A 22323-nucleotide genomic window follows, 5' to 3' on the forward strand; every position below is an offset into this window, starting at 1 on the left:
TGTCGTATCCCTCTATTTACTTGCGACGACGGACGATCATTTTGTCGGTACGCTTATTACCACGAGTCTTCGCGCCCTTAGTCGGGAAGCCCCATGGCGATACCGGATGACGACCACCAGAGGTACGACCTTCACCACCACCGTGTGGGTGGTCAACCGGGTTCATGGCAACACCACGAACGGTTGGGCGAACGCCACGCCAGCGTTTGGCACCAGCTTTACCCAGCGAACGCAGGCTGTGCTCGGAGTTCGAGACTTCGCCCAGGGTCGCACGGCATTCAGCCAATACTTTACGCATTTCACCAGAGCGCAGACGCAGGGTCACGTAGACACCTTCACGAGCGATCAGCTGAGCCGAAGCACCAGCGGAACGAGCGATTTGCGCGCCTTTACCCGGCTTCAATTCGATGCCGTGTACGGTGCTACCAACTGGAATGTTGCGCAGTTGCAGAGCGTTGCCCGGCTTGATCGGTGCCAAAGCACCTGCGATCAGCTGGTCACCAGCACTCACGCCTTTAGGGGCGATGATGTAGCGACGCTCGCCATCTGCGTACAGCAGCAGAGCGATGTGAGCAGTACGGTTTGGATCGTATTCGATACGCTCGACAGTGGCAGCGATGCCATCTTTGTCGTTGCGACGGAAGTCGACCAGACGATAATGCTGCTTATGGCCACCACCGATGTGACGAGTGGTAATACGACCATTGTTGTTACGACCACCAGTCTTCGATTTCTTCTCGAGCAGCGGTGCGTGAGGAGCGCCTTTATGCAGCTCCTGGTTGACCACCTTGACCACAAAACGGCGGCCAGGGGAAGTCGGTTTGCATTTAACGATTGCCATGATGCACCCCTTCCTTACTCAGCACTGCTGCTGAAATCGAGATCTTGGCCTGGCTGAAGGGAGATAACTGCCTTCTTCCAGTCATTACGCTTGCCCAGACCGCGAGCAGTGCGCTTGCTCTTACCCAGAACATTCAGGGTAGTAACACGCTCTACTTTCACGCTGAACAGGCTTTCGACGGCCTTCTTGATTTCCAGCTTGGTTGCGTCAGTTGCAACCTTGAAAACGAACTGGCCTTTCTTGTCAGCCAGAACCGTAGCCTTTTCGGAAACGTGCGGGCCAAGCAGAACTTTAAATACGCGTTCCTGGTTCATCCCAGCAGCTCCTCGAATTTCTTCACGGCCGACACGGTGATCAACACCTTGTCGTATGCGATCAGACTAACTGGATCGGAACCTTGCACGTCACGTACATCAACGTGTGGCAGGTTGCGAGCAGCCAGGTACAGGTTCTGATCAACAGCTTCAGACACGATCAGGACGTCAGTCAGGCCCATGCCGTTCAGCTTGTTCAGCAGATCTTTGGTTTTCGGCGCTTCAACAGCGAAGTCCTGAACCACGACCAGACGATCAGTACGCACGAGTTCAGCAAGGATGGAGCGCAGTGCTGCGCGATACATCTTCTTGTTGAGCTTCTGGGTGTGATCCTGTGGACGTGCTGCGAAAGTGGTACCGCCGCCACGCCAGATTGGGCTACGGATAGTACCGGCACGAGCGCGGCCAGTACCTTTCTGACGCCAAGGGCGCTTACCGCCACCACGAACGTCGGAACGGGTCTTTTGCTGCTTGCTACCTTGACGGCCGCCGGCCATGTAGGCCACGACTGCTTGGTGAACCAGCGTCTCGTTGAATTCGCCGCCAAATGTCAGTTCGGAAACTTCGATCGCTTGAGCGTCATTTACGTTTAATTGCATGTCAGCTTCCCCTTAACCGCGAGCCTTGGCCGCTGGACGTACAACCAGGTTGCCGCCAGTAGCGCCAGGAACAGCACCCTTGACCAACAACAGATTGCGTTCAGCGTCGACGCGCACTACTTCGAGGGACTGCACGGTCACGCGCTCAGCGCCCATATGACCGGACATTTTTTTGCCCTTGAATACACGACCAGGAGTCTGGCACTGGCCAATAGAGCCCGGGACGCGGTGGGAAACGGAGTTACCGTGAGTGTTGTCTTGGCCACGGAAATTCCAACGCTTGATCGTACCCTGGAAGCCTTTACCCTTGGACTGACCGGTTACATCAACCAGTTGACCAGCGGCGAAGATTTCAGCGTTGATCAGATCGCCAGCCTGGTAGTCGCCGTCTTCAAGACGGAACTCCATGACAGTACGACCAGCTGCAACGTTTGCTTTAGCGAAGTGACCTGCTTGAGCAGCAGTCACACGCGAAGCACGACGCTCGCCGACAGTGACTTGCACTGCACGATAGCCATCGGTTTCTTCAGTTTTAAACTGGGTGACGCGATTCGGTTCGATCTCAATGACCGTGACCGGAATGGAGACACCTTCTTCGGTGAAAATACGGGTCATACCGCATTTACGACCGACTACACCAATAGTCATGTTGTAAACCTCATGAGTGTACGGGGCTTTCACCCGCTATGGCCGCCCATTTCAGAGCGTTACACGACTAAGACCCAAGTCTTAGCCGAGGCTGATCTGTACTTCCACACCGGCCGCCAGATCAAGCTTCATAAGTGCATCAACGGTTTTATCCGTTGGCAGGACGATGTCCAGCACGCGCTTATGAGTACGGATCTCGTACTGGTCACGCGCGTCTTTGTTGACGTGCGGGGAGACCAGAACGGTGAACCGCTCTTTACGGGTAGGCAGTGGAATTGGACCACGCACTTGAGCACCAGTACGTTTCGCGGTTTCCACGATTTCCTGGGTGGATTGGTCGATCAGTTTGTGGTCAAAAGCCTTCAACCTGATACGAATTTGCTGATTTGCCATTGGATTTCAGACTCCGGCTGCTATTCCCAGCGAGCGCAACACGCCCGTTAAAAGGAGGCGCAATTCTATAGACGCCCCATATGGGTGTCAACTCAATAAAAAAGCCCCCGCTGAGCGGGGGCTTTTTCAAGTCATCACTTATTAAGCGATGATTTTGGCTACGACGCCAGCGCCGACGGTACGACCGCCTTCACGGATAGCGAAACGCAGACCATCTTCCATTGCGATGGTTTTGATCAGGGTGACAACCATTTTGATGTTGTCGCCTGGCATTACCATTTCAACGCCTTCCGGCAGTTCGCAGTTACCGGTCACGTCAGTGGTCCGGAAGTAGAACTGTGGACGGTAGCCTTTGAAGAACGGAGTGTGACGACCGCCTTCTTCTTTGCTCAACACGTACACTTCAGCTTCGAAGGTAGTGTGCGGCTTAACCGAACCTGGCTTGACCAGAACCTGGCCACGCTCAACGTCGTCACGCTTGGTACCACGCAGCAGAACGCCGCAGTTCTCGCCTGCACGACCTTCGTCGAGCAGTTTACGGAACATTTCAACACCGGTGCAGGTGGTGACGGTAGTGTCACGCAGACCAACGATTTCCAGTGGATCTTGAACCTTAACGATACCGCGCTCGATACGACCAGTCACAACAGTACCACGACCGGAGATCGAGAATACGTCTTCGATTGGCATCAGGAACGGCTTGTCGATAACACGAACTGGATCTGGGATGTAGCTGTCCAGAGTCTCAACCAGTTTACGAACGGCAGTGGTGCCCATTTCGTTGTCGTCAAGACCGTCCAGAGCCATACGAGCAGAACCGATGATGATCGGAGTGTCGTCGCCTGGGAAGTCGTAAGTGCTCAGCAGATCGCGCACTTCCATCTCAACCAGTTCCAGCAGCTCAGCGTCGTCTACCAGGTCAGCCTTGTTCAGGAAAACCACGATGTACGGAACGCCTACCTGACGGGACAGCAGGATGTGCTCACGGGTTTGTGGCATCGGACCATCAGCGGCCGAGCAAACCAGGATCGCGCCGTCCATCTGGGCAGCACCGGTGATCATGTTCTTCACATAGTCAGCGTGACCTGGGCAGTCAACGTGAGCGTAGTGACGGATCAGCGAGTTGTATTCAACGTGCGCGGTGTTGATGGTGATACCACGAGCTTTTTCTTCTGGTGCGCTGTCGATCTTGTCGAAGTCAACACGAGCCGAACCGAAAACTTCGGAGCAGACGCGAGTCAGAGCAGCGGTCAGAGTGGTTTTACCGTGGTCAACGTGGCCGATAGTGCCAACGTTTACGTGCGGTAGGGAACGATCAAATTTTTCTTTAGCCACGACAATTAACTCCTTGCCTAAAGGACTGAATCAGCCTTGTTTTTTGGATACAGTTTCAGCGATGTGCGCCGGAGCTGTGTTGTATTTTTTGAATTCCATAGAGTAGCTTGCGCGACCCTGAGACATGGAACGAACGTCGGTCGCATAACCGAACATCTCGCCCAACGGAACCTCGGCACGAATCACTTTGCCGGAAACCGTATCTTCCATACCCAAGATCATGCCGCGACGACGGTTAAGGTCGCCCATCACGTCACCCATGTAGTCTTCAGGCGTAACGACTTCTACTGCCATGATTGGCTCAAGCAACTCACCACCGCCCTTCTGGGCCAGTTGCTTGGTAGCCATGGAAGCAGCCACCTTAAACGCCATCTCGTTGGAGTCGACGTCGTGGTAAGAACCGTCAAAAACGGTCGCCTTCAGGCCGATGAGCGGATAGCCGGCAACAACACCGTTCTTCATCTGCTCTTCGATACCCTTCTGGATAGCCGGGATGTATTCCTTAGGAACAACACCGCCCACTACTTCGTTCACGAATTGCAGACCTTCCTGACCTTCATCAGCAGGAGCAAAACGGATCCAGCAATGGCCGAACTGGCCACGACCGCCGGACTGACGAACGAATTTGCCTTCGATTTCGCAGTTCTTCGTGATGCGCTCACGATAGGAAACCTGAGGCTTACCGATGTTGGCTTCGACGTTGAACTCACGGCGCATCCGGTCAACCAGGATGTCCAGGTGAAGCTCGCCCATGCCGGAGATGATCGTTTGACCAGTCTCTTCATCAGTCTTGACGCGGAAAGATGGATCTTCCTGAGCAAGCTTGCCCAGAGCGATACCCATTTTTTCCTGGTCATCCTTGGTCTTAGGCTCAACGGCAACCGAAATAACCGGCTCCGGGAAGTCCATGCGAACCAGGATGATTGGCTTGGCAGCGTCGCACAAGGTCTCACCAGTGGTGACGTCCTTCATGCCGATCAGGGCCGCGATGTCACCAGCGCGTACTTCCTTGATCTCTTCACGGGCGTTTGCGTGCATTTGCACCATACGACCCACACGCTCTTTCTTGCCTTTAACCGAGTTGATCACGCCGTCGCCGGAGGCCAACACGCCCGAGTAAACGCGGACGAAGGTCAAAGTACCCACGAATGGGTCAGTAGCGATCTTGAACGCCAGAGCCGAGAACGGCTCGCTGTCATCGGCGTGACGCTCCATCTCTTCTTCCTCGTTATCAGGGTTGGTACCCTTGATAGCAGGAATGTCGGTTGGAGCAGGCAGGTAGTCGATAACGGCGTCGAGAACCAGGGGAACACCCTTGTTCTTGAAGGAAGAACCGCAAACAGCCAGAACGATCTCACCAGCGATAGTACGCTGACGCAGAGCGGCCTTGATTTCCACGTTGGTGAGTTCTTCACCTTCGAGGTACTTGTTCATCAGCTCTTCGCTGGCTTCAGCAGCAGCCTCAACCATGTTGTTACGCCACTCGTCAGCCAGCTCCTGCAGTTCTGCAGGGATAGGCTTACGAACAGGAACCATGCCTTTGTCAGCGTCATTCCAGTAAACAGCTTCCATGTTGATCAGATCGATCTGACCCTGGAAGTTGTCTTCGGAACCGATAGCCAACTGGATTGGCACCGGAGTGTGACCCAGACGCTGTTTGATCTGACCGATCACGCGCAGGAAGTTGGCACCAGCACGGTCCATCTTGTTTACGTAAACAAGACGTGGAACGCCGTACTTGTTGGCCTGACGCCATACGGTTTCCGACTGAGGCTCAACACCCGAAGTACCGCAGAACACAACGACAGCGCCGTCGAGTACACGCAGGGAACGCTCAACTTCAATGGTGAAGTCTACGTGGCCTGGGGTATCGATTACGTTGAAGCGGTGCTCGTCCTTGTACTGCTTCTCGGAACCTTTCCAGAAGGCGGTAATAGCAGCAGAAGTAATGGTAATACCACGCTCCTGCTCCTGAACCATCCAGTCTGTGGTCGCGGCGCCGTCATGCACCTCGCCCATTTTGTGACTTTTGCCGGTGTAAAACAGTACGCGCTCGGTGGTGGTGGTTTTACCAGCATCCACGTGAGCAACGATACCGATGTTACGGTAGCGGCTAATCGGAGTAGTACGAGCCATAAAGCCCTCGCAAAATTAGTGAAGCTAGAATTAGAAGCGGTAGTGCGAGAAAGCTTTGTTGGCTTCAGCCATACGGTGCACGTCTTCACGCTTCTTAACAGCAGCACCTTTACCTTCAGCAGCGTCCAACAGTTCGCCAGCCAAACGCAGGGCCATAGACTTCTCGCCGCGCTTACGGGCGAAGTCTACCAACCAGCGCATTGCCAAAGCGTTACGACGGGACGGGCGAACTTCAACCGGAACCTGGTAAGTAGCACCGCCTACACGGCGCGACTTCACTTCGACCAGCGGAGCGATGGCGTCGAGAGCTTTCTCGAAGATTTCCAGGGGGTCGCTGTTCTTGCGTTCTTTAACCTTTTCCAGCGCGCCATAAACGATACGCTCGGCAACGGCTTTCTTGCCGCTTTCCATTACGTGGTTCATGAACTTGGCCAGGATTTGGCTTCCGTATTTTGGATCGTCAAGCACTTCGCGCTTGGCTGCTACGCGTCTTCTTGGCATGGATAAGCCCTCAAACGGTCTTCAGGTTCGCTCGGAATCGGTGCCCTTTCGGGACGCCTCCGACCTTACTCTTATCGACTCAGAAAATAAGATGATTCAGTTTTACAAAAAGCCGCTACTACTTAGGCTTCTTGGTACCGTACTTCGAACGACCCTGGTTACGACCTTTAACGCCGGAAGTATCCAAGGAGCCGCGTACGGTGTGGTAACGAACACCTGGCAAGTCTTTTACACGACCGCCGCGGATCAGTACCACGCTGTGCTCTTGCAGGTTGTGACCTTCACCGCCGATGTACGAGGAAACCTCGAAACCGTTGGTCAGGCGCACACGGCATACTTTACGCAGTGCCGAGTTAGGTTTTTTCGGCGTAGTGGTATACACGCGAGTGCATACGCCACGACGTTGCGGGCAGTTCTGCAGCGCAGGCACGTCGGATTTCTCGACGATACGCTTACGCGGCTGACGTACCAGCTGGTTGATAGTTGCCATCTACTAGCTCCACTGTTGTCTTGCGACGCTATTGTCTTGCAAGAAAAGCAAAATGGCAGGAACGAATTCCCGCCAAATTTAGGGGTACAAGAGTCTAAAGAGGATCTTGTCCCCAGTCAAGGCAAGGCCCCGACCTCCCCTTCCATCGAACCGGGACAAATCTGTCTCGATCCGACGAACGGGGCTGCCAGGGCCCGGTCTTATTTACCGCAGAACTCAGTTACCGCTTGAGTTCAGCGCTTCGGTCAGTGCAGCTTCCACTTCACTGGCGCTTACGCGCAACGGCTTGTCGAGTTCACGGCGACGCTTACGCTCGCTGTGGTAGGCCAAACCGGTACCGGCCGGGATCAGACGACCCACAACCACGTTTTCTTTCAGGCCGCGCAGGTAATCGCGCTTGCCGGTTACCGCTGCTTCGGTCAGTACGCGAGTGGTCTCCTGGAAGGAGGCCGCCGAGATGAACGACTCAGTGGACAACGACGCCTTGGTGATACCCAGCAACACACGAGTGAACTTGGAAACGAATTTCTCGTCGTTCGCCAGGCGCTCGTTCTCTACCAGTACGTGAGTCAGTTCCATCTGGTCGCCCTTGATGAAACTCGAATCGCCGGATTCAGCGATTTCAACTTTACGCAGCATCTGACGCAGGATGGTCTCGATGTGCTTATCGTTGATCTTCACGCCTTGCAGACGGTAAACGTCCTGGATCTCGTTAACGATGTACTTGGCCAGCGCACTCACACCCAGCAGACGCAGGATGTCGTGTGGATCGCTCGGGCCGTCGGAGATAACTTCGCCGCGGTTTACCTGTTCGCCTTCGAAGACGTTCAGGTGACGCCACTTCGGAATCAGCTCTTCGTACGGATCGCTACCGTCGTTCGGGGTGATAACCAGGCGGCGCTTGCCCTTGGTCTCTTTACCGAACGCGATGGTGCCGCTGACTTCAGCCAGAATCGACGCTTCTTTCGGACGACGAGCTTCGAACAAGTCGGCAACACGCGGCAGACCACCGGTGATGTCACGGGTCTTCGAAGTTTCTTGCGGGATACGAGCGATAACATCACCGATCGCGATCTTCGCACCATCCGCAACACCGACCAGGGCGTTGGCTGGCAGGAAGTACTGAGCGATAACGTCAGTGCCTGGCAGCAACAGATCCTTGCCGTTGTCATCAACCATCTTCACGGCAGGACGGATATCTTTGCCTGCAGCTGGACGATCTTTGGCGTCGAGTACTTCAATGTTGGTCATACCGGTCAATTCGTCAGTCTGACGCTTGATCGTGATGCCTTCTTCCATGCCCACGTAGGTCACGGTACCTTTCATTTCGGTAACGATTGGGTGAGTGTGCGGATCCCACTTGGCCACGATTGCGCCAGCGTCGACCTTGTCACCTTCTTTAACCGAAATCACAGCACCGTACGGCAGCTTGTAACGCTCGCGCTCACGACCGTAGTCATCAGCGATTGCCAGCTCACCGGAACGGGACACAGCAACCAGGTGGCCATCCACTCGCTCAACGTGCTTCAGGTTGTGCAGACGGACGGTACCGCCATTCTTCACCTGAACGCTGTCGGCTGCGGAGGTCCGGCTTGCCGCACCACCGATGTGGAACGTACGCATGGTGAGCTGGGTACCCGGCTCACCGATGGACTGGGCAGCGATAACGCCGACCGCTTCACCGATGTTCACCTGGTGACCACGAGCCAAGTCACGGCCGTAGCACTTGGCGCAAATGCCGTAGCGGGTTTCGCAGCTGATCGGCGAGCGAACAATCACTTCGTCGATGCTGTTGAGTTCGATGAACTCGACCCACTTCTCGTCTACCAGGGTGCCGGCAGGAACGATGACTTCCTCGGTACCTGGCTTGAATACGTCACGGGCGATTACTCGACCCAGTACGCGCTCACCCAACGGTTCTACAACGTCGCCGCCTTCGATGTGCGGAGTCATCAGCAGACCGTGTTCGGTGCCGCAGTCAACTTCAGTCACAACCAAGTCTTGCGCAACGTCTACCAGACGACGAGTCAGGTAACCGGAGTTAGCGGTTTTCAACGCGGTATCCGCCAGACCTTTACGAGCACCGTGAGTCGAGATGAAGTACTGAAGTACGCTCAAACCTTCACGGAAGTTCGCAGTAATCGGCGTTTCGATGATGGAACCGTCCGGCTTGGCCATCAGGCCACGCATACCGGCGAGCTGACGGATCTGCGCAGCAGAACCCCGTGCGCCCGAGTCGGCCATCATGTACATCGAGTTGAACGACTCTTGATCGACTTCCACGCCATGACGGTCGATAACACGCTCTTTCGAAAGGTTCGACATCATCGCCTTCGACACTTCGTCGTTGGCCTTGGACCAAAGGTCGATCACTTTGTTGTACTTCTCGCCCTGGGTTACCAGGCCGGAGGCGTACTGGCTTTCGATCTCTTTCACTTCATCGGTGGCAGCACCGATGATGGCGGCTTTCTCGTCCGGGATAACGAAGTCGTTAACACCGATGGAAACGCCGGAAATGGTCGAATAAGCAAAACCGGTGTACATCAACTGGTCAGCGAAGATAACGGTCTCTTTCAAACCAACCACGCGGTAGCACTGGTTGATCAGCTTGGAGATCGCCTTTTTCTTCATTGGCTGGTTGACCACGTCGTACGACAGGCCAGGTGGAACAACCTGGAACAGCAGCGCACGGCCGACAGTGGTGTCGACGATACGGGTGTTCTTGACGCTGCCACCGTCACGATCGTTGATGGTTTCGTGGATGCGGACTTTAACCTTGGCGTGCAGTGCGGCTTCGCCGGCACGGAACACACGGTCAACTTCCTGCAGATCCGCGAACACACGACCTTCGCCCTTGGCGTTGATCGCTTCACGAGTCATGTAGTACAGACCCAATACAACGTCCTGCGACGGAACGATGATTGGCTCACCGTTGGCTGGCGACAGAATGTTGTTGGTCGACATCATCAACGCACGCGCTTCCAGCTGGGCTTCCAGCGTCAGCGGTACGTGCACGGCCATTTGGTCGCCGTCGAAGTCGGCGTTGTACGCAGCACAGACCAGCGGGTGCAGCTGGATAGCCTTACCTTCGATCAGTACTGGTTCAAACGCCTGGATACCCAGACGGTGAAGGGTCGGTGCACGGTTGAGGAGAACCGGGTGTTCACGGATCACTTCAGCGAGAACGTCCCAAACCTCTGGCAGCTCGCGCTCGACCATTTTCTTGGCAGCTTTGATGGTGGTCGCGAGACCACGCATTTCCAGCTTGCCGAAAATGAACGGCTTGAACAGCTCGAGAGCCATCTTCTTCGGCAGACCGCACTGGTGCAGACGCAGGGTCGGGCCTACGGTAATTACCGAACGACCGGAGTAGTCAACACGCTTACCGAGCAAGTTCTGACGGAAACGACCCTGCTTACCCTTGATCATGTCAGCCAGGGATTTCAGAGGACGCTTGTTCGAACCGGTGATAGCGCGGCCACGACGACCGTTGTCGAGCAGGGCATCGACAGCTTCCTGCAACATACGCTTTTCGTTGCGCACGATGATGTCCGGAGCAGACAGGTCGAGCAGACGCTTCAAGCGGTTGTTACGGTTGATCACGCGACGGTACAGGTCGTTGAGGTCGGAAGTCGCGAAGCGACCACCATCCAACGGCACCAGCGGACGCAGGTCTGGCGGCAGAACCGGCAGAACGGTCAGCACCATCCACTCTGGCAAGTTGCCGGAACCCTGGAAGGCTTCCATCAACTTCAGACGCTTGGACAGTTTCTTGATCTTGGTTTCGGAGTTGGTTTGCGGAATTTCTTCACGCAGACGGCCAATCTCGTGTTCCAGGTCGATGGCGTGCAGCAGTTCGCGGACAGCTTCGGCACCCATGCGGGCATCGAAATCGTCGCCGAACTCTTCCAGCGCTTCGAAGTACTGCTCGTCGTTCAGCAGCTGACCCTTTTCAAGGGTGGTCATGCCTGGATCGATAACGACATAGCTCTCGAAGTAGAGAACGCGCTCGATATCACGCAGGGTCATGTCCATCAGCAAGCCGATACGGGACGGCAGTGATTTCAGGAACCAGATGTGGGCAACCGGCGAAGCCAGCTCGATGTGCGCCATGCGCTCACGACGAACCTTGGCCAGTGCAACTTCAACGCCGCACTTCTCGCAGATCACACCACGGTGCTTCAAGCGCTTGTACTTACCGCACAGGCACTCGTAATCCTTTACCGGGCCAAAGATCTTGGCGCAGAACAGGCCGTCACGCTCTGGTTTGAACGTACGGTAGTTGATGGTTTCCGGCTTTTTAACTTCACCGAACGACCACGAACGGATCATCTCAGGCGATGCCAACCCAATACGGATGGCGTCGAACTCTTCGACTTGACCCTGGTTTTTCAGCAAATTCAGTAGGTCTTTCAAGGCCTTTCCTCCTGGCGGAGCAGAGAGCGGGCTAAACAGCCCCGCTCTCGATTCGCGTCACGTGTTATTCGGTTTCCAGATCGATATCGATGCCGAGGGAACGAATTTCTTTGATCAACACGTTGAAAGACTCGGGCATGCCCGGCTCCATACGGTGATCGCCGTCCACGATGTTTTTGTACATCTTGGTCCGACCGTTCACATCGTCCGACTTCACTGTGAGCATTTCTTGCAGAGTGTAAGCAGCACCGTATGCTTCCAGTGCCCAGACCTCCATCTCCCCGAAACGCTGACCACCGAACTGAGCCTTACCACCCAGCGGCTGCTGGGTAACCAGGCTGTACGAACCGGTAGAACGAGCGTGCATCTTGTCGTCTACCAAGTGGTTCAGCTTCAGCATGTACATGTAGCCAACAGTAACCGGGCGCTCAAACTTGTTGCCGGTACGGCCGTCGAACAGCTGCATCTGGCCGCTTTCTGGCAGGTCTGCCAGTTTCAGCATGGCCTTGATTTCGCTTTCCTTGGCACCGTCGAACACCGGGGTAGCCATTGGAACGCCGCCGCGCAGGTTCTTCGCCAGATCCAGGATTTCCTGGTCGGAGAAGGTGTCCAGCTCTTCGTTGCGACCGCCGATCTCGTTGTAGATCTCGTGCAGGAACTTACGCAGGTCTGCGACCTTGCGCTGCTCTTCGATCATACGGTTGATCTTCTCGCCCAGACCTTTCGCCGCGAGGCCCAGGTGGGTTTCAAGGATCTGACCAACGTTCATACGCGAAGGTACGCCCAACGGGTTGAGGACGACGTCTACCGGGGTGCCATTGGCATCGTGCGGCATGTCTTCAACCGGCATGATCACGGAGACCACACCTTTGTTACCGTGACGACCGGCCATCTTGTCGCCCGGCTGGATGCGGCGACGGATTGCCAGGTAAACCTTGACGATTTTCAGCACGCCTGGAGCCAGGTCATCGCCCTGCTGCAGTTTGCGCTTCTTGTCTTCGAACTTGTCGTCCAGCAGACGGCGACGATCGACGATGTAGGCCTGGGCCTTCTCGAGCTGCTCGTTCAGAGCATCTTCAGCCATGCGCAGTTTGAACCACTGCCCGTGCTCAAGACCGTCGAGTACTTCGTCGGTGATGTCCTGACCTTTCTTCAGACCTGCGCCGCCTTCAGCCTTGTGGCCTACCAGGGCGGAACGCAGACGTTCGAAGGTCGCGCCTTCAACGATACGGAACTCTTCGTTCAGATCCTTGCGGATCTCGTCGAGTTGGGTCTTCTCGATGGACAGCGCACGAGCATCACGCTCAACGCCGTCACGGGTGAAGACCTGTACGTCGATGACAGTGCCCTTGGTACCGGTAGGTACACGCAGGGAAGTGTCTTTAACGTCGCTGGCTTTTTCACCGAAGATGGCACGCAACAGCTTCTCTTCCGGAGTCAGTTGGGTCTCGCCTTTCGGAGTGACCTTACCTACCAGAATGTCGCCTGCGCCAACTTCAGCACCTACGTAAACGATACCGGCTTCGTCCAGCTTGTTCAGTGCAGCTTCACCCACGTTCGGGATGTCTGCAGTGATTTCCTCTGGCCCAAGCTTGGTGTCACGCGCCACACAGGTCAGTTCCTGAATGTGGATCGTGGTGAAGCGATCTTCCTGAACCACACGCTCGGACAGGCAGATGGAGTCTTCGAAGTTGTAACCGTTCCAGGCCATGAACGCGATGCGCATGTTCTGACCCAGTGCCAGCTCACCCATATCGGTGGACGGACCGTCTGCCATGATGTCGCTGCGCTGAACCCGATCACCCTTGCTGACCAGCGGACGCTGGTTGATGCAGGTGTTCTGGTTGGAGCGGGTGTATTTGGTCAGGTTGTAGATGTCGACACCGGCTTCGCCAGTTTCAACTTCGTCATCGGCAACACGAACCACGATACGGCTGGCATCAACGGAGTCGATCACGCCGCCACGACGAGCCACGACGCAAACGCCGGAGTCACGGGCTACGTTACGCTCCATGCCGGTACCTACCAGCGGCTTGTCAGCGCGCAGGGTCGGTACAGCTTGACGCTGCATGTTGGAACCCATCAACGCACGGTTGGCGTCATCGTGTTCCAGGAACGGGATCAGCGACGCTGCAACCGAAACTACCTGCTTCGGCGATACGTCCATCAAGGTGACGTCTTCCGGCGCCTTGACGGTGAACTCGTTCAAGTGACGAACCGCTACCAGCTCGTCGATCAGCATTTTCTTGTCGTTCATCGTGGCCGAAGCCTGAGCGATCACGTGATCAGCTTCTTCGATGGCGGACAGGAACACGATCTCGTCGGTGACCAGTGCGTCTTTCACCACGCGGTACGGGCTCTCGAGGAAGCCGTACTGGTTGGTGCGCGCGTAGGCAGCCAGGGAGTTGATCAGACCGATGTTCGGACCTTCCGGCGTTTCAATCGGGCATACACGACCGTAGTGAGTCGGGTGTACGTCACGAACTTCAAAGCCTGCACGCTCACGAGTCAGACCGCCCGGGCCCAGTGCGGAAACACGGCGCTTGTGGGTGATCTCGGAGAGCGGGTTGTTCTGGTCCATGAACTGCGAGAGCTGGCTGGAACCGAAGAACTCTTTCACCGCCGCAGCCACTGGCTTGGCGTTGATCAGGTCTTGCGGCATCAGGCCTTCGCTTTCGGCCATCGACAGACGCTCTTTGACCGCACGCTCAACACGTACCAGGCCAACGCGGAACTGGTTCTCGGCCATTTCGCCTACGCAGCGAACACGACGGTTACCCAGGTGGTCGATGTCATCGACGATGCCTTTGCCGTTACGGATGTCGACCAGGGTCTTCAGTACCGCGACGATGTCTTCCTTGCACAGCACGCCCGAACCTTCGATCTCGGTACGACCGATACGACGGTTGAACTTCATCCGGCCGACCGCAGACAGGTCATAGCGCTCAGGGCTGAAGAACAGGTTGTTGAACAGGGTCTCGGCAGCGTCTTTGGTTGGTGGCTCGCCAGGACGCATCATGCGATAGATCTCGACCAGCGCTTCCAGTTGGTTGCTGGTGGAGTCGATCTTCAGGGTGTCGGAGACGAACGGGCCGCAGTCGATGTCGTTGGTGTACAGGGTCTCGATGCGAACAACCTGGGACTTGGCGATTTTCGCCAGGATCTCGGTGTTCAGCTCGGTGTTGCATTCAGCCAGGATTTCGCCGGTGGCCGGGTGCACGATGACCTTGGCGGTGGTGCGACCCAGGACGTAGTCCAGAGGCACTTCCAGCGTCTTGATACCGGCTTTTTCGATCTGGTTGATGTGGCGCGCGGTAATACGGCGGCCGGCTTCAACGATGACCTTGCCTTTTTCGTCCTGGATGTCCAGAACGGCAATCTCACCACGCAGGCGCTGAGGCACCAGTTCCAGGCTGAGGGTTTCGCCGCTCAGGTGGAATACGTTAGTGGTGTAGAAAGCGTCCAGCACTTGCTCAGTGGTATAGCCGAGCGCGCGCAGCAGTACCGAGGCCGGCAGCTTGCGACGACGGTCGATACGCACGAACACGCAGTCTTTCGGGTCGAACTCGAAGTCCAACCACGAACCGCGGTACGGAATGATCCGCGCGGAGTACAGGAGCTTGCCGGAGCTGTGCGTCTTGCCGCGGTCGTGGTCAAAGAACACGCCCGGGGAACGGTGCAGCTGGGAAACGATAACGCGCTCGGTACCGTTGATAACGAAGGTACCGTTCTCAGTCATCAGGGGGATTTCACCCATGTAGACTTCTTGCTCTTTGATGTCCTTGATCGCTTTGTTCGACGACTCTTTGTCGAAGATGATCAGACGGACTTTTACCCGCAAAGGTACGGCGTACGTAACACCGCGCAACACGCATTCTTTGACATCAAATGCCGGTTCGCCCAGGCGATAACCGACGTACTCCAGCGCAGCATTGCCGGAGTAGCTGATGATCGGGAAAACGGATTTGAAGGCCGCATGCAGGCCCACGTCGCGGAACTGATCTTTGGTCGCTCCCGCCTGCAAGAATTCACGATACGAATCCAGCTGGATAGCCAGAAGGTACGGGACATCCATGACGTCCGGCAACTTGCTAAAGTCCTTGCGGATACGTTTTTTCTCAGTATATGAGTAAGCCATCAGCGTTCCCCAGCTTGGTCACCTGCTTGTTTGGCCCCTCCCGACGGGAGCAGCCAGAAAATCTTGCAAACCCCATGGTTTGCGCCACCGCATCGGGTGGTTACAGCGCGTTATAGGCGACGACCGAGTCGATTGCCAATAACGGAAAAAGGCCGGTGGCAAGAGCCACCAGCCATCAGCCTTCAGCTTAACGCTTGGGCTGGAGACGCAAGGTCGATGCTTACTTCAGCTCGACTTTAGCGCCTGCTTCTTCCAGCACTGCTTTAGCTTTGTCAGCTGCGTCTTTCGACACTGCTTCCAGAACCTGGGCAGGGGCGCCGTCAACTACTGCCTTGGCTTCTTTCAGGCCCAGACCGGTCAGTTCACGTACTGCCTTGATCACGTTTACTTTCTTCTCGCCAGCTTCCAGCAGCATGACGTTGAATTCGGTTTGCTCTTCAGCAGCAACAGCGGCAACAGCTGGGCCAGCCGAAGCAGCGGCAGCGGAAACACCGAATTTTTCTTCGAAAGCTTTGATCAGCTCAACAACCTGCAGAACCGACATTTCAGCTACGGCGTTGAGGATATCGTCTTGGGAGATAGACATTGCTGTAATTCCTGAATTGGGGGACGGCCTACGCGGCCATCGAAATAAACAAAAATACGCGAGAGGAGATGCTCAGCCTTAGGCTGCGGCAGCTTCTTTTTGCTCGCGAACTGCGGCCAGAGTACGAGCCAACTTGCTGGTAGCGCCTTGAATCACGCTCATCAGCTGAGAAATAGCTTCGTTACGGGTCGGCAGTGTTGCCAGTACGTCGATTTGGTTAGCTGCGAGGAACTTGCCCTCGAACGCAGCTGCCTTGATCTCGAACTTATCCTGACCCTTGGCGAATTCCTTGAACAAACGGGCAGCAGCGCCAGGATGTTCCTTGGAGAACGCAATCAGGGTCGGGCCAGTGAACACGTCGTTGAGGACACTGTATTCAGTGTCAGCAACAGCGCGCTTGAGCAGGGTGTTACGTACAACACGTACGTATACGCCAGCTTCACGAGCCTCTTTACGGAGTCCGGTCATAGCGCTTACTGTCACACCACGGGCATCAGCCACGACAGCGGACAGAGCAGCTTTGGCAGCCTCGTTGACTTCAGCGACGATGGCCTTCTTGTCTTCGAGATTAATTGCCACGGGTTTAACTCCTGCTTGTTACCGTTTCATCTGGCCTGGGCCGGATGTCGTTTTGGTGTCTGATTCGGTAAGGAACCGGGAGCACCATCTGCGTAGGCTTGTGGTTTAAGACTTGCGTCGCCTACGGTCTTGGATAGCCCCCGCCAGGCAGGGACCCCAATCTTTCAATTGGCGCAATTACTTGCGCCAATTTGTGTCTTATACGTCCAGCGAGCCTTGGTCGATGACCAGACCTGGGCCCATAGTGGTGCTCAGGGTAACGCGCTTGACGTAGATACCTTTCGAGGAAGCTGGCTTGATACGCTTCAGATCAGCGATCAGGGCTTCAACGTTTTCCTTCAGCTTGACGGCATCAAAGCCGACTTTGCCAACGGAGGTGTGAATGATGCCGTTTTTGTCGGTGCGATAACGAACCTGACCAGCCTTGGCGTTTTTAACCGCGGTCGCTACGTCTGGAGTCACGGTGCCGACTTTAGGGTTAGGCATCAGACCACGTGGACCAAGGATCTGACCCAGCTGACCTACAACGCGCATTGCATCCGGGGAAGCAATTACGACGTCATAGTTCAGGTCGCCGCCTTTCATTTCGGCAGCCAGGTCGTCCATGCCAACGCGATCGGCGCCGGCGGCCAGAGCAGCTTCAGCTGCTGGGCCTTGGGTGAAGACAGCTACACGTACGGTCTTGCCAGTACCGTGTGGCAGCACAGTAGCGCTACGAACGACCTGGTCGGATTTACGTGGGTCAACGCCCAGGTTTACAGCAACGTCAACAGACTCGCTGAACTTGACAGTCGACAGCTCGGTCAGCAGAGCAGCAGCGTCTACAAAATTGTAGGACTTGCCCGCTTCGATTTTGCCGGCGATAGCCTTTTGGCGCTTGGTCAGCTTAGCCATTACACACCCTCCACGTTAAGGCCCATGCTACGAGCAGAACCGGCGATGGTACGCACGGCTGCATCCATATCAGCTGCAGTCAGATCCGCGTTTTTGGTTTTCGCGATTTCTTCCAGCTGAGCACGGGTCACGGTGCCAACCTTAACGGTGTTAGGACGAGCGGAACCGCTAGTCAGACCAGCAGCTTTCTTCAACAGAACCGAAGCCGGGGTCGACTTGGTTTCGAAGGTGAAGCTACGGTCGCTGTATACAGTGATGATCACTGGAGTCGGCAGACCTGGCTCAATACCCTGAGTACGGGCGTTGAAGGCCTTGCAGAATTCCATGATGTTCACGCCGTGCTGACCCAGAGCTGGACCAACAGGTGGGCTTGGGTTGGCCTGAGCGGCCTTCACTTGCAGCTTGATGTAAGCGGTAATCTTCTTGGCCATGAGGCACTCCAATTACGGGTTCGAACGCCTCGAAAGGCTCCCCGGTTACTTGCGCGTTTATCCCAGTGACGACAAAACCCCACAGCCTAAGGCTGCGGGGTTGGGATGCTTGCTCAGCTAGACTTTTTCGACCTGGCTGAACTCTAGCTCTACCGGAGTAGAGCGACCGAAAATGAGCACTGCCACTTGGATCCGGCTCTTTTCGTAGTTAACTTCTTCGACGGTGCCGTTAAAATCAGCGAACGGACCATCTGTGACACGAACAACCTCACCCGGCTCGAACAACGTCTTCGGCTTGGGCTTGTCGCTACCATCAGCAACGCGACGCAGAATTGCTTCTGCTTCTTTGTCAGTGATCGGAGCAGGCTTATCAGCGGTACCGCCGATGAAACCCATGACGCGAGGAGTGTCCTTGACCAAGTGCCAAGTACCCTCATTCATGTCCATTTGAACCAGCACGTAGCCAGGGAAGAACTTACGTTCGCTTTTGCGTTTCTGGCCATTACGCATTTCAACCACTTCTTCAGTGGGAACCAGAATTTCGCCGAAGCCATCTTCCATGCCTGCCAGCTTTACGCGCTCTAGCAAAGAGCGCATGACATGCTTCTCGTAACCCGAGTAAGCATGCACAACGTACCAACGCTTAGCCACGGGACACCCTTAGCCAACAATCAAGGAAACAAGCCAGCCGAGCAGGGAATCAAGCCCCCACAACAGCAACGCCATAACCAGAACAACAGCTACCACGATCAACGTGGTCTGCGTGGTTTCTTGGCGAGTCGGCCAAACGACTTTACGGATCTCGGTACGAGCTTCCTTCACCAGGACCGCAAACGACTTGCCTTTTGCAGTCTGCAGGCCAACAAAGGCAGCAACAGCAGCAAGGGCGAGCAATGCGAGGACACGGTACAGGATTGGCGACCCAGAGTAGTACTGGTTGCCAACAACGCCTACAACCACAACAGCGACTACTACAAGCCACTTGAGCAGATCGAAGCGAGAGCCTTGAGCTTCAGCCTTAGGAGTCATCTATGAAGATCCTGTGAAAAGAAAGCCAGACACACCAAGTGAATCTGGCAGGTCAGGAGGGAATCGAACCCCCAACCTACGGTTTTGGAGACCGTCGCTCTGCCAATTGAGCTACTGACCTAAAACAAAATCAGGCCGACAATTATGCCGATCTGAAAAAGACTTTACAACAACAAACCCCTGCAGACCTGAAACCCACCCAAACAAAACAGCGAGAGAGGGCATATTCAACCGGAGGTAGCTGTTAAAACAAAGGCAGATATTTTCATATCTGCCTTGTTATATGGAGCTCTTGAGCGGATTTGAACCGCTGACCTCACCCTTACCAAGGGTGTGCTCTACCAACTGAGCTACAAGAGCGAAACAACTTGCACAACCTGCAAACTTGGAGCGGGTAGCGGGAATCGAACCCGCATCATCAGCTTGGAAGGCTGAGGTTCTACCACTAAACTATACCCGCGGAGCTTGCAGCTCACGCTAAAATGGTGGAGGGGGAAGGATTCGAACCTTCGAAGTCGTAGACGTCAGATTTACAGTCTGATCCCTTTGGCCGCTCGGGAACCCCTCCTAAGCGAGCCGGCATTCTACATCATGCCAGCCTTCTGTCAAGCATTTTCTCATTAAAAAATATGAGGTTAGCTGCGTTGACCTTCACTTCACCCTGTCGACCTAGAAGGTCTTCACTGCGAAGCGGGCGCCATTCTATGCAAACTATTCGAAGGTTGCAATGCCTTCGCACGGCATTATTTTATGTTTTAACTCATTGAATTCATTAGCAAGGTTTTCAAAGGGCAGATCATCGGCCAGACGCCTGCTTTCAGGGGCCACTCGCAGCCAGTATCCCGACGCATCAGGCAGGTTCAGAGACTGCAGCCTGACCTTGATATCCAGGCTCGTGAGGCGCTGCTCAACGGATTGAGCCTCTTTCTGATCAGGCAAACCGCCGATATACAAGCACATCGCCTGCGCATCAGGCGCTTTTGCCCTGTCTCGCCGAACCATCGCATCAGCCGATTCGCTCAACAGGCGGATATCTTGCTGAGAACCACGATAGAGAGCCAAAGGCGTGACATCTTTAGCGCGCAGAGGGGCCTCCTGCTGATGCCAGATGTAATAGAAGACATTGAGGACCAGCAAAAGCAGAAACAGCCAACGCATAAAAACCTCAGGACAAAGGGCACGCCATCGCCAAGCCAACAAAAACCAGATCAGGGACAAGCCTACCGTGAGGCACAGCGTCAGCCACGAGCTCAGCGTCCCCACCGGTAAGGAAGACGGTAAAATCGCTCCCCCAATAGCTTCGAGCCAACTCCAGCTGGGTCAACACAAAACCCCTCAGCATGAGCGTACAGCCGCGCTCTACCGCCTCCACAGTTGTGCGCCCTGGAGACAGCGCCTCAAGAGCCCGTTCAGCGGCGATATCGTCATAGCGTATTTTGCGGGTATGTGTTCGAAGCTGATTACGCATCAGCGGCATCCCCGGACAAATGAAACCGCCGAGATGCTCACCGTCTGCGGAAATGAAGTCTGCTGTTGCGGCGGTGCCAAAATCGAGCACCAGGCACGCGCCCGACGCCAGCTGAAACCCACCCAGCATCGCGAGCCAACGATCCAGTCCCAGGCGCTCGAAATCTTCGTACCCGTTCCGCACCCCACCCATCTGCCTCGCCGAAGCAGCACACAGCACCTTGACGCCAAATGCCTCGACCAGGGTAGCGACCAGTTGACTTGTCTCATCCGAAGCGCGAACACTCACCAGCCGGCAGTCTTTTAACGCGAGCCCCGGGAACGCGAACAGGCTGTCGATCAGCGAGGCATCCGACCCAACGACACCTTCGGCAAAGATACGAGCCTTATCCGACTCAAGTACCCGCCATTTGATAAAGCTATTCCCACAGTCGAGCTCAAGAATCATCACGCAACCTCAGGCTTAGCTCACCACCGCTATATACTTTCTCAACACCATCCACGCTCAACCGCAATGCACCTTGCCCATCGACCCCCAGCACCACGCCGTCAATCTGGTTCACGCCCGCGATGAGCGATACAGGCCGGCCCTGCCATAAATGGCTTTGCTCCCACTCACCCTGAATTGCCGAAAAGCCAGATGCCTGGTGACGCTCAAGATAAGCCTGCAGCTGCACTCCAAGACGCGCTACCAGGTAGTTGCGATCAACAGCACTGCCGCTCTCCAACTGTACGGAGCTCCATTGCTGATCGACCTCATCCGCCTTCTGCATGTTCACGTTGATGCCGATACCAATAACGACGTGACAGACGTCAGCGGGATCCCCGACCAGTTCCAGGAGAATTCCGGCGATTTTTTTCTGCCCGACCAAAACGTCATTTGGCCACTTCAACCCTGCACCACGAACACCCGCGTCGCGCAGCGCCTGCATAACTGCAAGTCCGACCACCAGGCTTAGCCCTTCCAACTGACGCATGCCGCCTTCGATCCGCATCACAAGGCTGTAGTAGACGTTTTGAGCGAAAGGACTGACCCACTTTCGTCCGCGCCTTCCCCTGCCTGCAGTTTGCTGTTCTGAAAGCACAAGAAATGGCGCAGTGCGACCCGATTCAATCAGCCGCAATGCCTCGGCATTGGTAGAGTCAATGGAGTCAGAGATATGAACAGGCCATGCAGGAACAGGTACATGCCGAGCTATTTCATCGGCACTTAACAGTATCAGGGGCGCAGCCAACTGATACCCCCTGCCGCGCACTTTATGGATAGGTAGACCCAATTCCGCCTCGAGATGCTGAAGCTGCTTCCATACAGCACTGCGACTGACACCCAAGGCAGCACCGAGCGCCTCCCCGGAGTGGAATCGACCATCTTTTAGAAGTTTCAACAACGTCAGCATGCAGGTCTCGCCTCACAATGAGGCACGCATGATAGCCATGCATTAGGCCATTGCATAGAAAGGCAGGACGTTAGCATTGAAGATGCTTGAAATTCGACCGCCCAAATTTTCCGACCGCGCAAAACAAAA

General features: G+C 55.4%; 20 protein-coding genes and 4 tRNA genes. All 24 read right to left on the reverse strand.

Going from position 1 to position 22323, the window contains the following annotated elements:
- Nucleotides 1–16 precede the first annotated feature (16 nt).
- The 24 genes from rplB to birA all read right to left on the reverse strand — a co-directional run bounded on the left by rplB (nt 17) and on the right by birA (nt 22194).
- Nucleotides 17–841: a 50S ribosomal protein L2 gene (gene rplB, locus HX805_RS00895; protein ID WP_003210080.1), complete on the reverse strand. Its 825-nt coding sequence runs from the start codon at nt 839–841 to the stop codon at nt 17–19.
- Between the two features lie 14 nt (nt 842–855).
- Nucleotides 856–1155, reverse strand: a complete 300-nt coding sequence (rplW, locus tag HX805_RS00900; protein ID WP_002555488.1) for a 50S ribosomal protein L23 — start codon at nt 1153–1155, stop codon at nt 856–858.
- Entirely contained in the window at nt 1152–1754 is a 603-nt protein-coding gene (gene rplD / locus HX805_RS00905) for a 50S ribosomal protein L4 (RefSeq protein ID WP_003210082.1), read from the reverse strand. The genes rplW and rplD overlap by 4 nt, the downstream gene beginning before the upstream one ends.
- A gap of 12 nt (nt 1755–1766) precedes the next feature.
- Nucleotides 1767–2402, reverse strand: a complete 636-nt coding sequence (gene rplC, locus HX805_RS00910) for a 50S ribosomal protein L3 (RefSeq protein ID WP_003194649.1) — start codon at nt 2400–2402, stop codon at nt 1767–1769.
- Nucleotides 2403–2483: 81 nt separating this feature from the next.
- Nucleotides 2484–2795, reverse strand: a complete 312-nt coding sequence (gene rpsJ / locus HX805_RS00915; protein WP_003210084.1) for a 30S ribosomal protein S10 — start codon at nt 2793–2795, stop codon at nt 2484–2486.
- Between the two features lie 141 nt (nt 2796–2936).
- Nucleotides 2937–4130 carry an elongation factor Tu gene (gene tuf, locus HX805_RS00920; protein ID WP_003210085.1) on the reverse strand — a complete coding sequence of 398 codons (1194 nt, stop codon included), beginning with the start codon at nt 4128–4130 and terminating at the stop codon, nt 2937–2939.
- 30 nt (nt 4131–4160) lie between these two features.
- A complete protein-coding gene (fusA, locus tag HX805_RS00925; protein ID WP_003210087.1) occupies nt 4161–6266 on the reverse strand; it encodes an elongation factor G in 2106 nt (701 codons plus the stop codon).
- Nucleotides 6267–6296: 30 nt separating this feature from the next.
- Nucleotides 6297–6767: a 30S ribosomal protein S7 gene (gene rpsG / locus HX805_RS00930; RefSeq protein ID WP_002555493.1), complete on the reverse strand. Its 471-nt coding sequence runs from the start codon at nt 6765–6767 to the stop codon at nt 6297–6299.
- 118 nt (nt 6768–6885) lie between these two features.
- On the reverse strand, nt 6886–7257 hold the full coding sequence (rpsL, locus tag HX805_RS00935; protein WP_002555494.1) for a 30S ribosomal protein S12: 372 nt from the start codon (nt 7255–7257) through the stop codon (nt 6886–6888).
- 216 nt (nt 7258–7473) lie between these two features.
- Nucleotides 7474–11673 (reverse strand): DNA-directed RNA polymerase subunit beta', encoded by a 4200-nt coding sequence (rpoC, locus tag HX805_RS00940; protein ID WP_003210090.1) that lies wholly within the window; start codon nt 11671–11673, stop codon nt 7474–7476.
- Between the two features lie 64 nt (nt 11674–11737).
- Nucleotides 11738–15811 carry a DNA-directed RNA polymerase subunit beta gene (gene rpoB / locus HX805_RS00945; RefSeq protein ID WP_017476319.1) on the reverse strand — a complete coding sequence of 1358 codons (4074 nt, stop codon included), beginning with the start codon at nt 15809–15811 and terminating at the stop codon, nt 11738–11740.
- 220 nt (nt 15812–16031) lie between these two features.
- Nucleotides 16032–16397: a 50S ribosomal protein L7/L12 gene (rplL, locus tag HX805_RS00950; RefSeq protein ID WP_003210093.1), complete on the reverse strand. Its 366-nt coding sequence runs from the start codon at nt 16395–16397 to the stop codon at nt 16032–16034.
- Nucleotides 16398–16475: 78 nt separating this feature from the next.
- Complete coding sequence (gene rplJ / locus HX805_RS00955) at nt 16476–16976, reverse strand: 50S ribosomal protein L10 (RefSeq protein WP_003210095.1); 501 nt, start codon at nt 16974–16976, stop codon at nt 16476–16478.
- A gap of 198 nt (nt 16977–17174) precedes the next feature.
- Nucleotides 17175–17870 carry a 50S ribosomal protein L1 gene (gene rplA / locus HX805_RS00960; protein ID WP_003176434.1) on the reverse strand — a complete coding sequence of 232 codons (696 nt, stop codon included), beginning with the start codon at nt 17868–17870 and terminating at the stop codon, nt 17175–17177.
- Nucleotides 17870–18301, reverse strand: coding sequence for a 50S ribosomal protein L11 (gene rplK, locus HX805_RS00965; RefSeq protein WP_003210097.1), 432 nt, complete (start codon nt 18299–18301; stop codon nt 17870–17872). Before rplK ends, rplA begins: the two co-directional genes overlap by 1 nt.
- 117 nt (nt 18302–18418) lie before the next feature.
- Complete coding sequence (nusG, locus tag HX805_RS00970; RefSeq protein WP_003176436.1) at nt 18419–18952, reverse strand: transcription termination/antitermination protein NusG; 534 nt, start codon at nt 18950–18952, stop codon at nt 18419–18421.
- A 9-nt stretch (nt 18953–18961) separates the two neighbouring features.
- Complete coding sequence (gene secE / locus HX805_RS00975) at nt 18962–19330, reverse strand: preprotein translocase subunit SecE (RefSeq protein WP_003210099.1); 369 nt, start codon at nt 19328–19330, stop codon at nt 18962–18964.
- A 45-nt stretch (nt 19331–19375) separates the two neighbouring features.
- Nucleotides 19376–19451, reverse strand: a tRNA-Trp gene (locus tag HX805_RS00980).
- 163 nt (nt 19452–19614) lie between these two features.
- Nucleotides 19615–19690, reverse strand: a tRNA-Thr gene (locus HX805_RS00985).
- Nucleotides 19691–19716: 26 nt separating this feature from the next.
- A tRNA-Gly gene (locus HX805_RS00990) sits at nt 19717–19790 on the reverse strand.
- Nucleotides 19791–19813: 23 nt separating this feature from the next.
- Nucleotides 19814–19898, reverse strand: a tRNA-Tyr gene (locus HX805_RS00995).
- A 143-nt stretch (nt 19899–20041) separates the two neighbouring features.
- Nucleotides 20042–20488 carry a hypothetical protein gene (locus HX805_RS01000; RefSeq protein ID WP_003210101.1) on the reverse strand — a complete coding sequence of 149 codons (447 nt, stop codon included), beginning with the start codon at nt 20486–20488 and terminating at the stop codon, nt 20042–20044.
- A gap of 7 nt (nt 20489–20495) precedes the next feature.
- On the reverse strand, nt 20496–21245 hold the full coding sequence (locus HX805_RS01005; protein WP_177081826.1) for a pantothenate kinase: 750 nt from the start codon (nt 21243–21245) through the stop codon (nt 20496–20498).
- Entirely contained in the window at nt 21235–22194 is a 960-nt protein-coding gene (gene birA / locus HX805_RS01010; RefSeq protein WP_003210105.1) for a bifunctional biotin--[acetyl-CoA-carboxylase] ligase/biotin operon repressor BirA, read from the reverse strand. The genes HX805_RS01005 and birA overlap by 11 nt, the downstream gene beginning before the upstream one ends.
- Nucleotides 22195–22323: the final 129 nt, after the last annotated feature.

It is taken from the genome of Pseudomonas sp. G5001, assembly GCF_013385475.1.
Lineage (GTDB): Bacteria > Pseudomonadota > Gammaproteobacteria > Pseudomonadales > Pseudomonadaceae > Aquipseudomonas.

Coding starts and splice junctions, on each gene's coding strand:
- rplW (WP_002555488.1), bottom strand. CDS start 1,155: ATGAACCAGGAACGCGTATTTAAAGTTCTGCTTGGCCCGCACGTTTCC.
- rplC (WP_003194649.1), bottom strand. CDS start 2,402: ATGACTATTGGTGTAGTCGGTCGTAAATGCGGTATGACCCGTATTTTC.
- rpsG (WP_002555493.1), bottom strand. CDS start 6,767: ATGCCAAGAAGACGCGTAGCAGCCAAGCGCGAAGTGCTTGACGATCCA.
- HX805_RS01005 (WP_177081826.1), bottom strand. CDS start 21,245: ATGATTCTTGAGCTCGACTGTGGGAATAGCTTTATCAAATGGCGGGTA.
- birA (WP_003210105.1), bottom strand. CDS start 22,194: ATGCTGACGTTGTTGAAACTTCTAAAAGATGGTCGATTCCACTCCGGG.
- rplA (WP_003176434.1), bottom strand. CDS start 17,870: ATGGCTAAGCTGACCAAGCGCCAAAAGGCTATCGCCGGCAAAATCGAA.
- rpsL (WP_002555494.1), bottom strand. CDS start 7,257: ATGGCAACTATCAACCAGCTGGTACGTCAGCCGCGTAAGCGTATCGTC.
- rplK (WP_003210097.1), bottom strand. CDS start 18,301: ATGGCCAAGAAGATTACCGCTTACATCAAGCTGCAAGTGAAGGCCGCT.
- HX805_RS01000 (WP_003210101.1), bottom strand. CDS start 20,488: ATGCGTTGGCTGTTTCTGCTTTTGCTGGTCCTCAATGTCTTCTATTAC.
- secE (WP_003210099.1), bottom strand. CDS start 19,330: ATGACTCCTAAGGCTGAAGCTCAAGGCTCTCGCTTCGATCTGCTCAAG.
- rpsJ (WP_003210084.1), bottom strand. CDS start 2,795: ATGGCAAATCAGCAAATTCGTATCAGGTTGAAGGCTTTTGACCACAAA.
- rpoB (WP_017476319.1), bottom strand. CDS start 15,811: ATGGCTTACTCATATACTGAGAAAAAACGTATCCGCAAGGACTTTAGC.
- fusA (WP_003210087.1), bottom strand. CDS start 6,266: ATGGCTCGTACTACTCCGATTAGCCGCTACCGTAACATCGGTATCGTT.
- rplD (WP_003210082.1), bottom strand. CDS start 1,754: ATGCAATTAAACGTAAATGACGCTCAAGCGATCGAAGTTTCCGAACTG.
- rplB (WP_003210080.1), bottom strand. CDS start 841: ATGGCAATCGTTAAATGCAAACCGACTTCCCCTGGCCGCCGTTTTGTG.
- rplL (WP_003210093.1), bottom strand. CDS start 16,397: ATGTCTATCTCCCAAGACGATATCCTCAACGCCGTAGCTGAAATGTCG.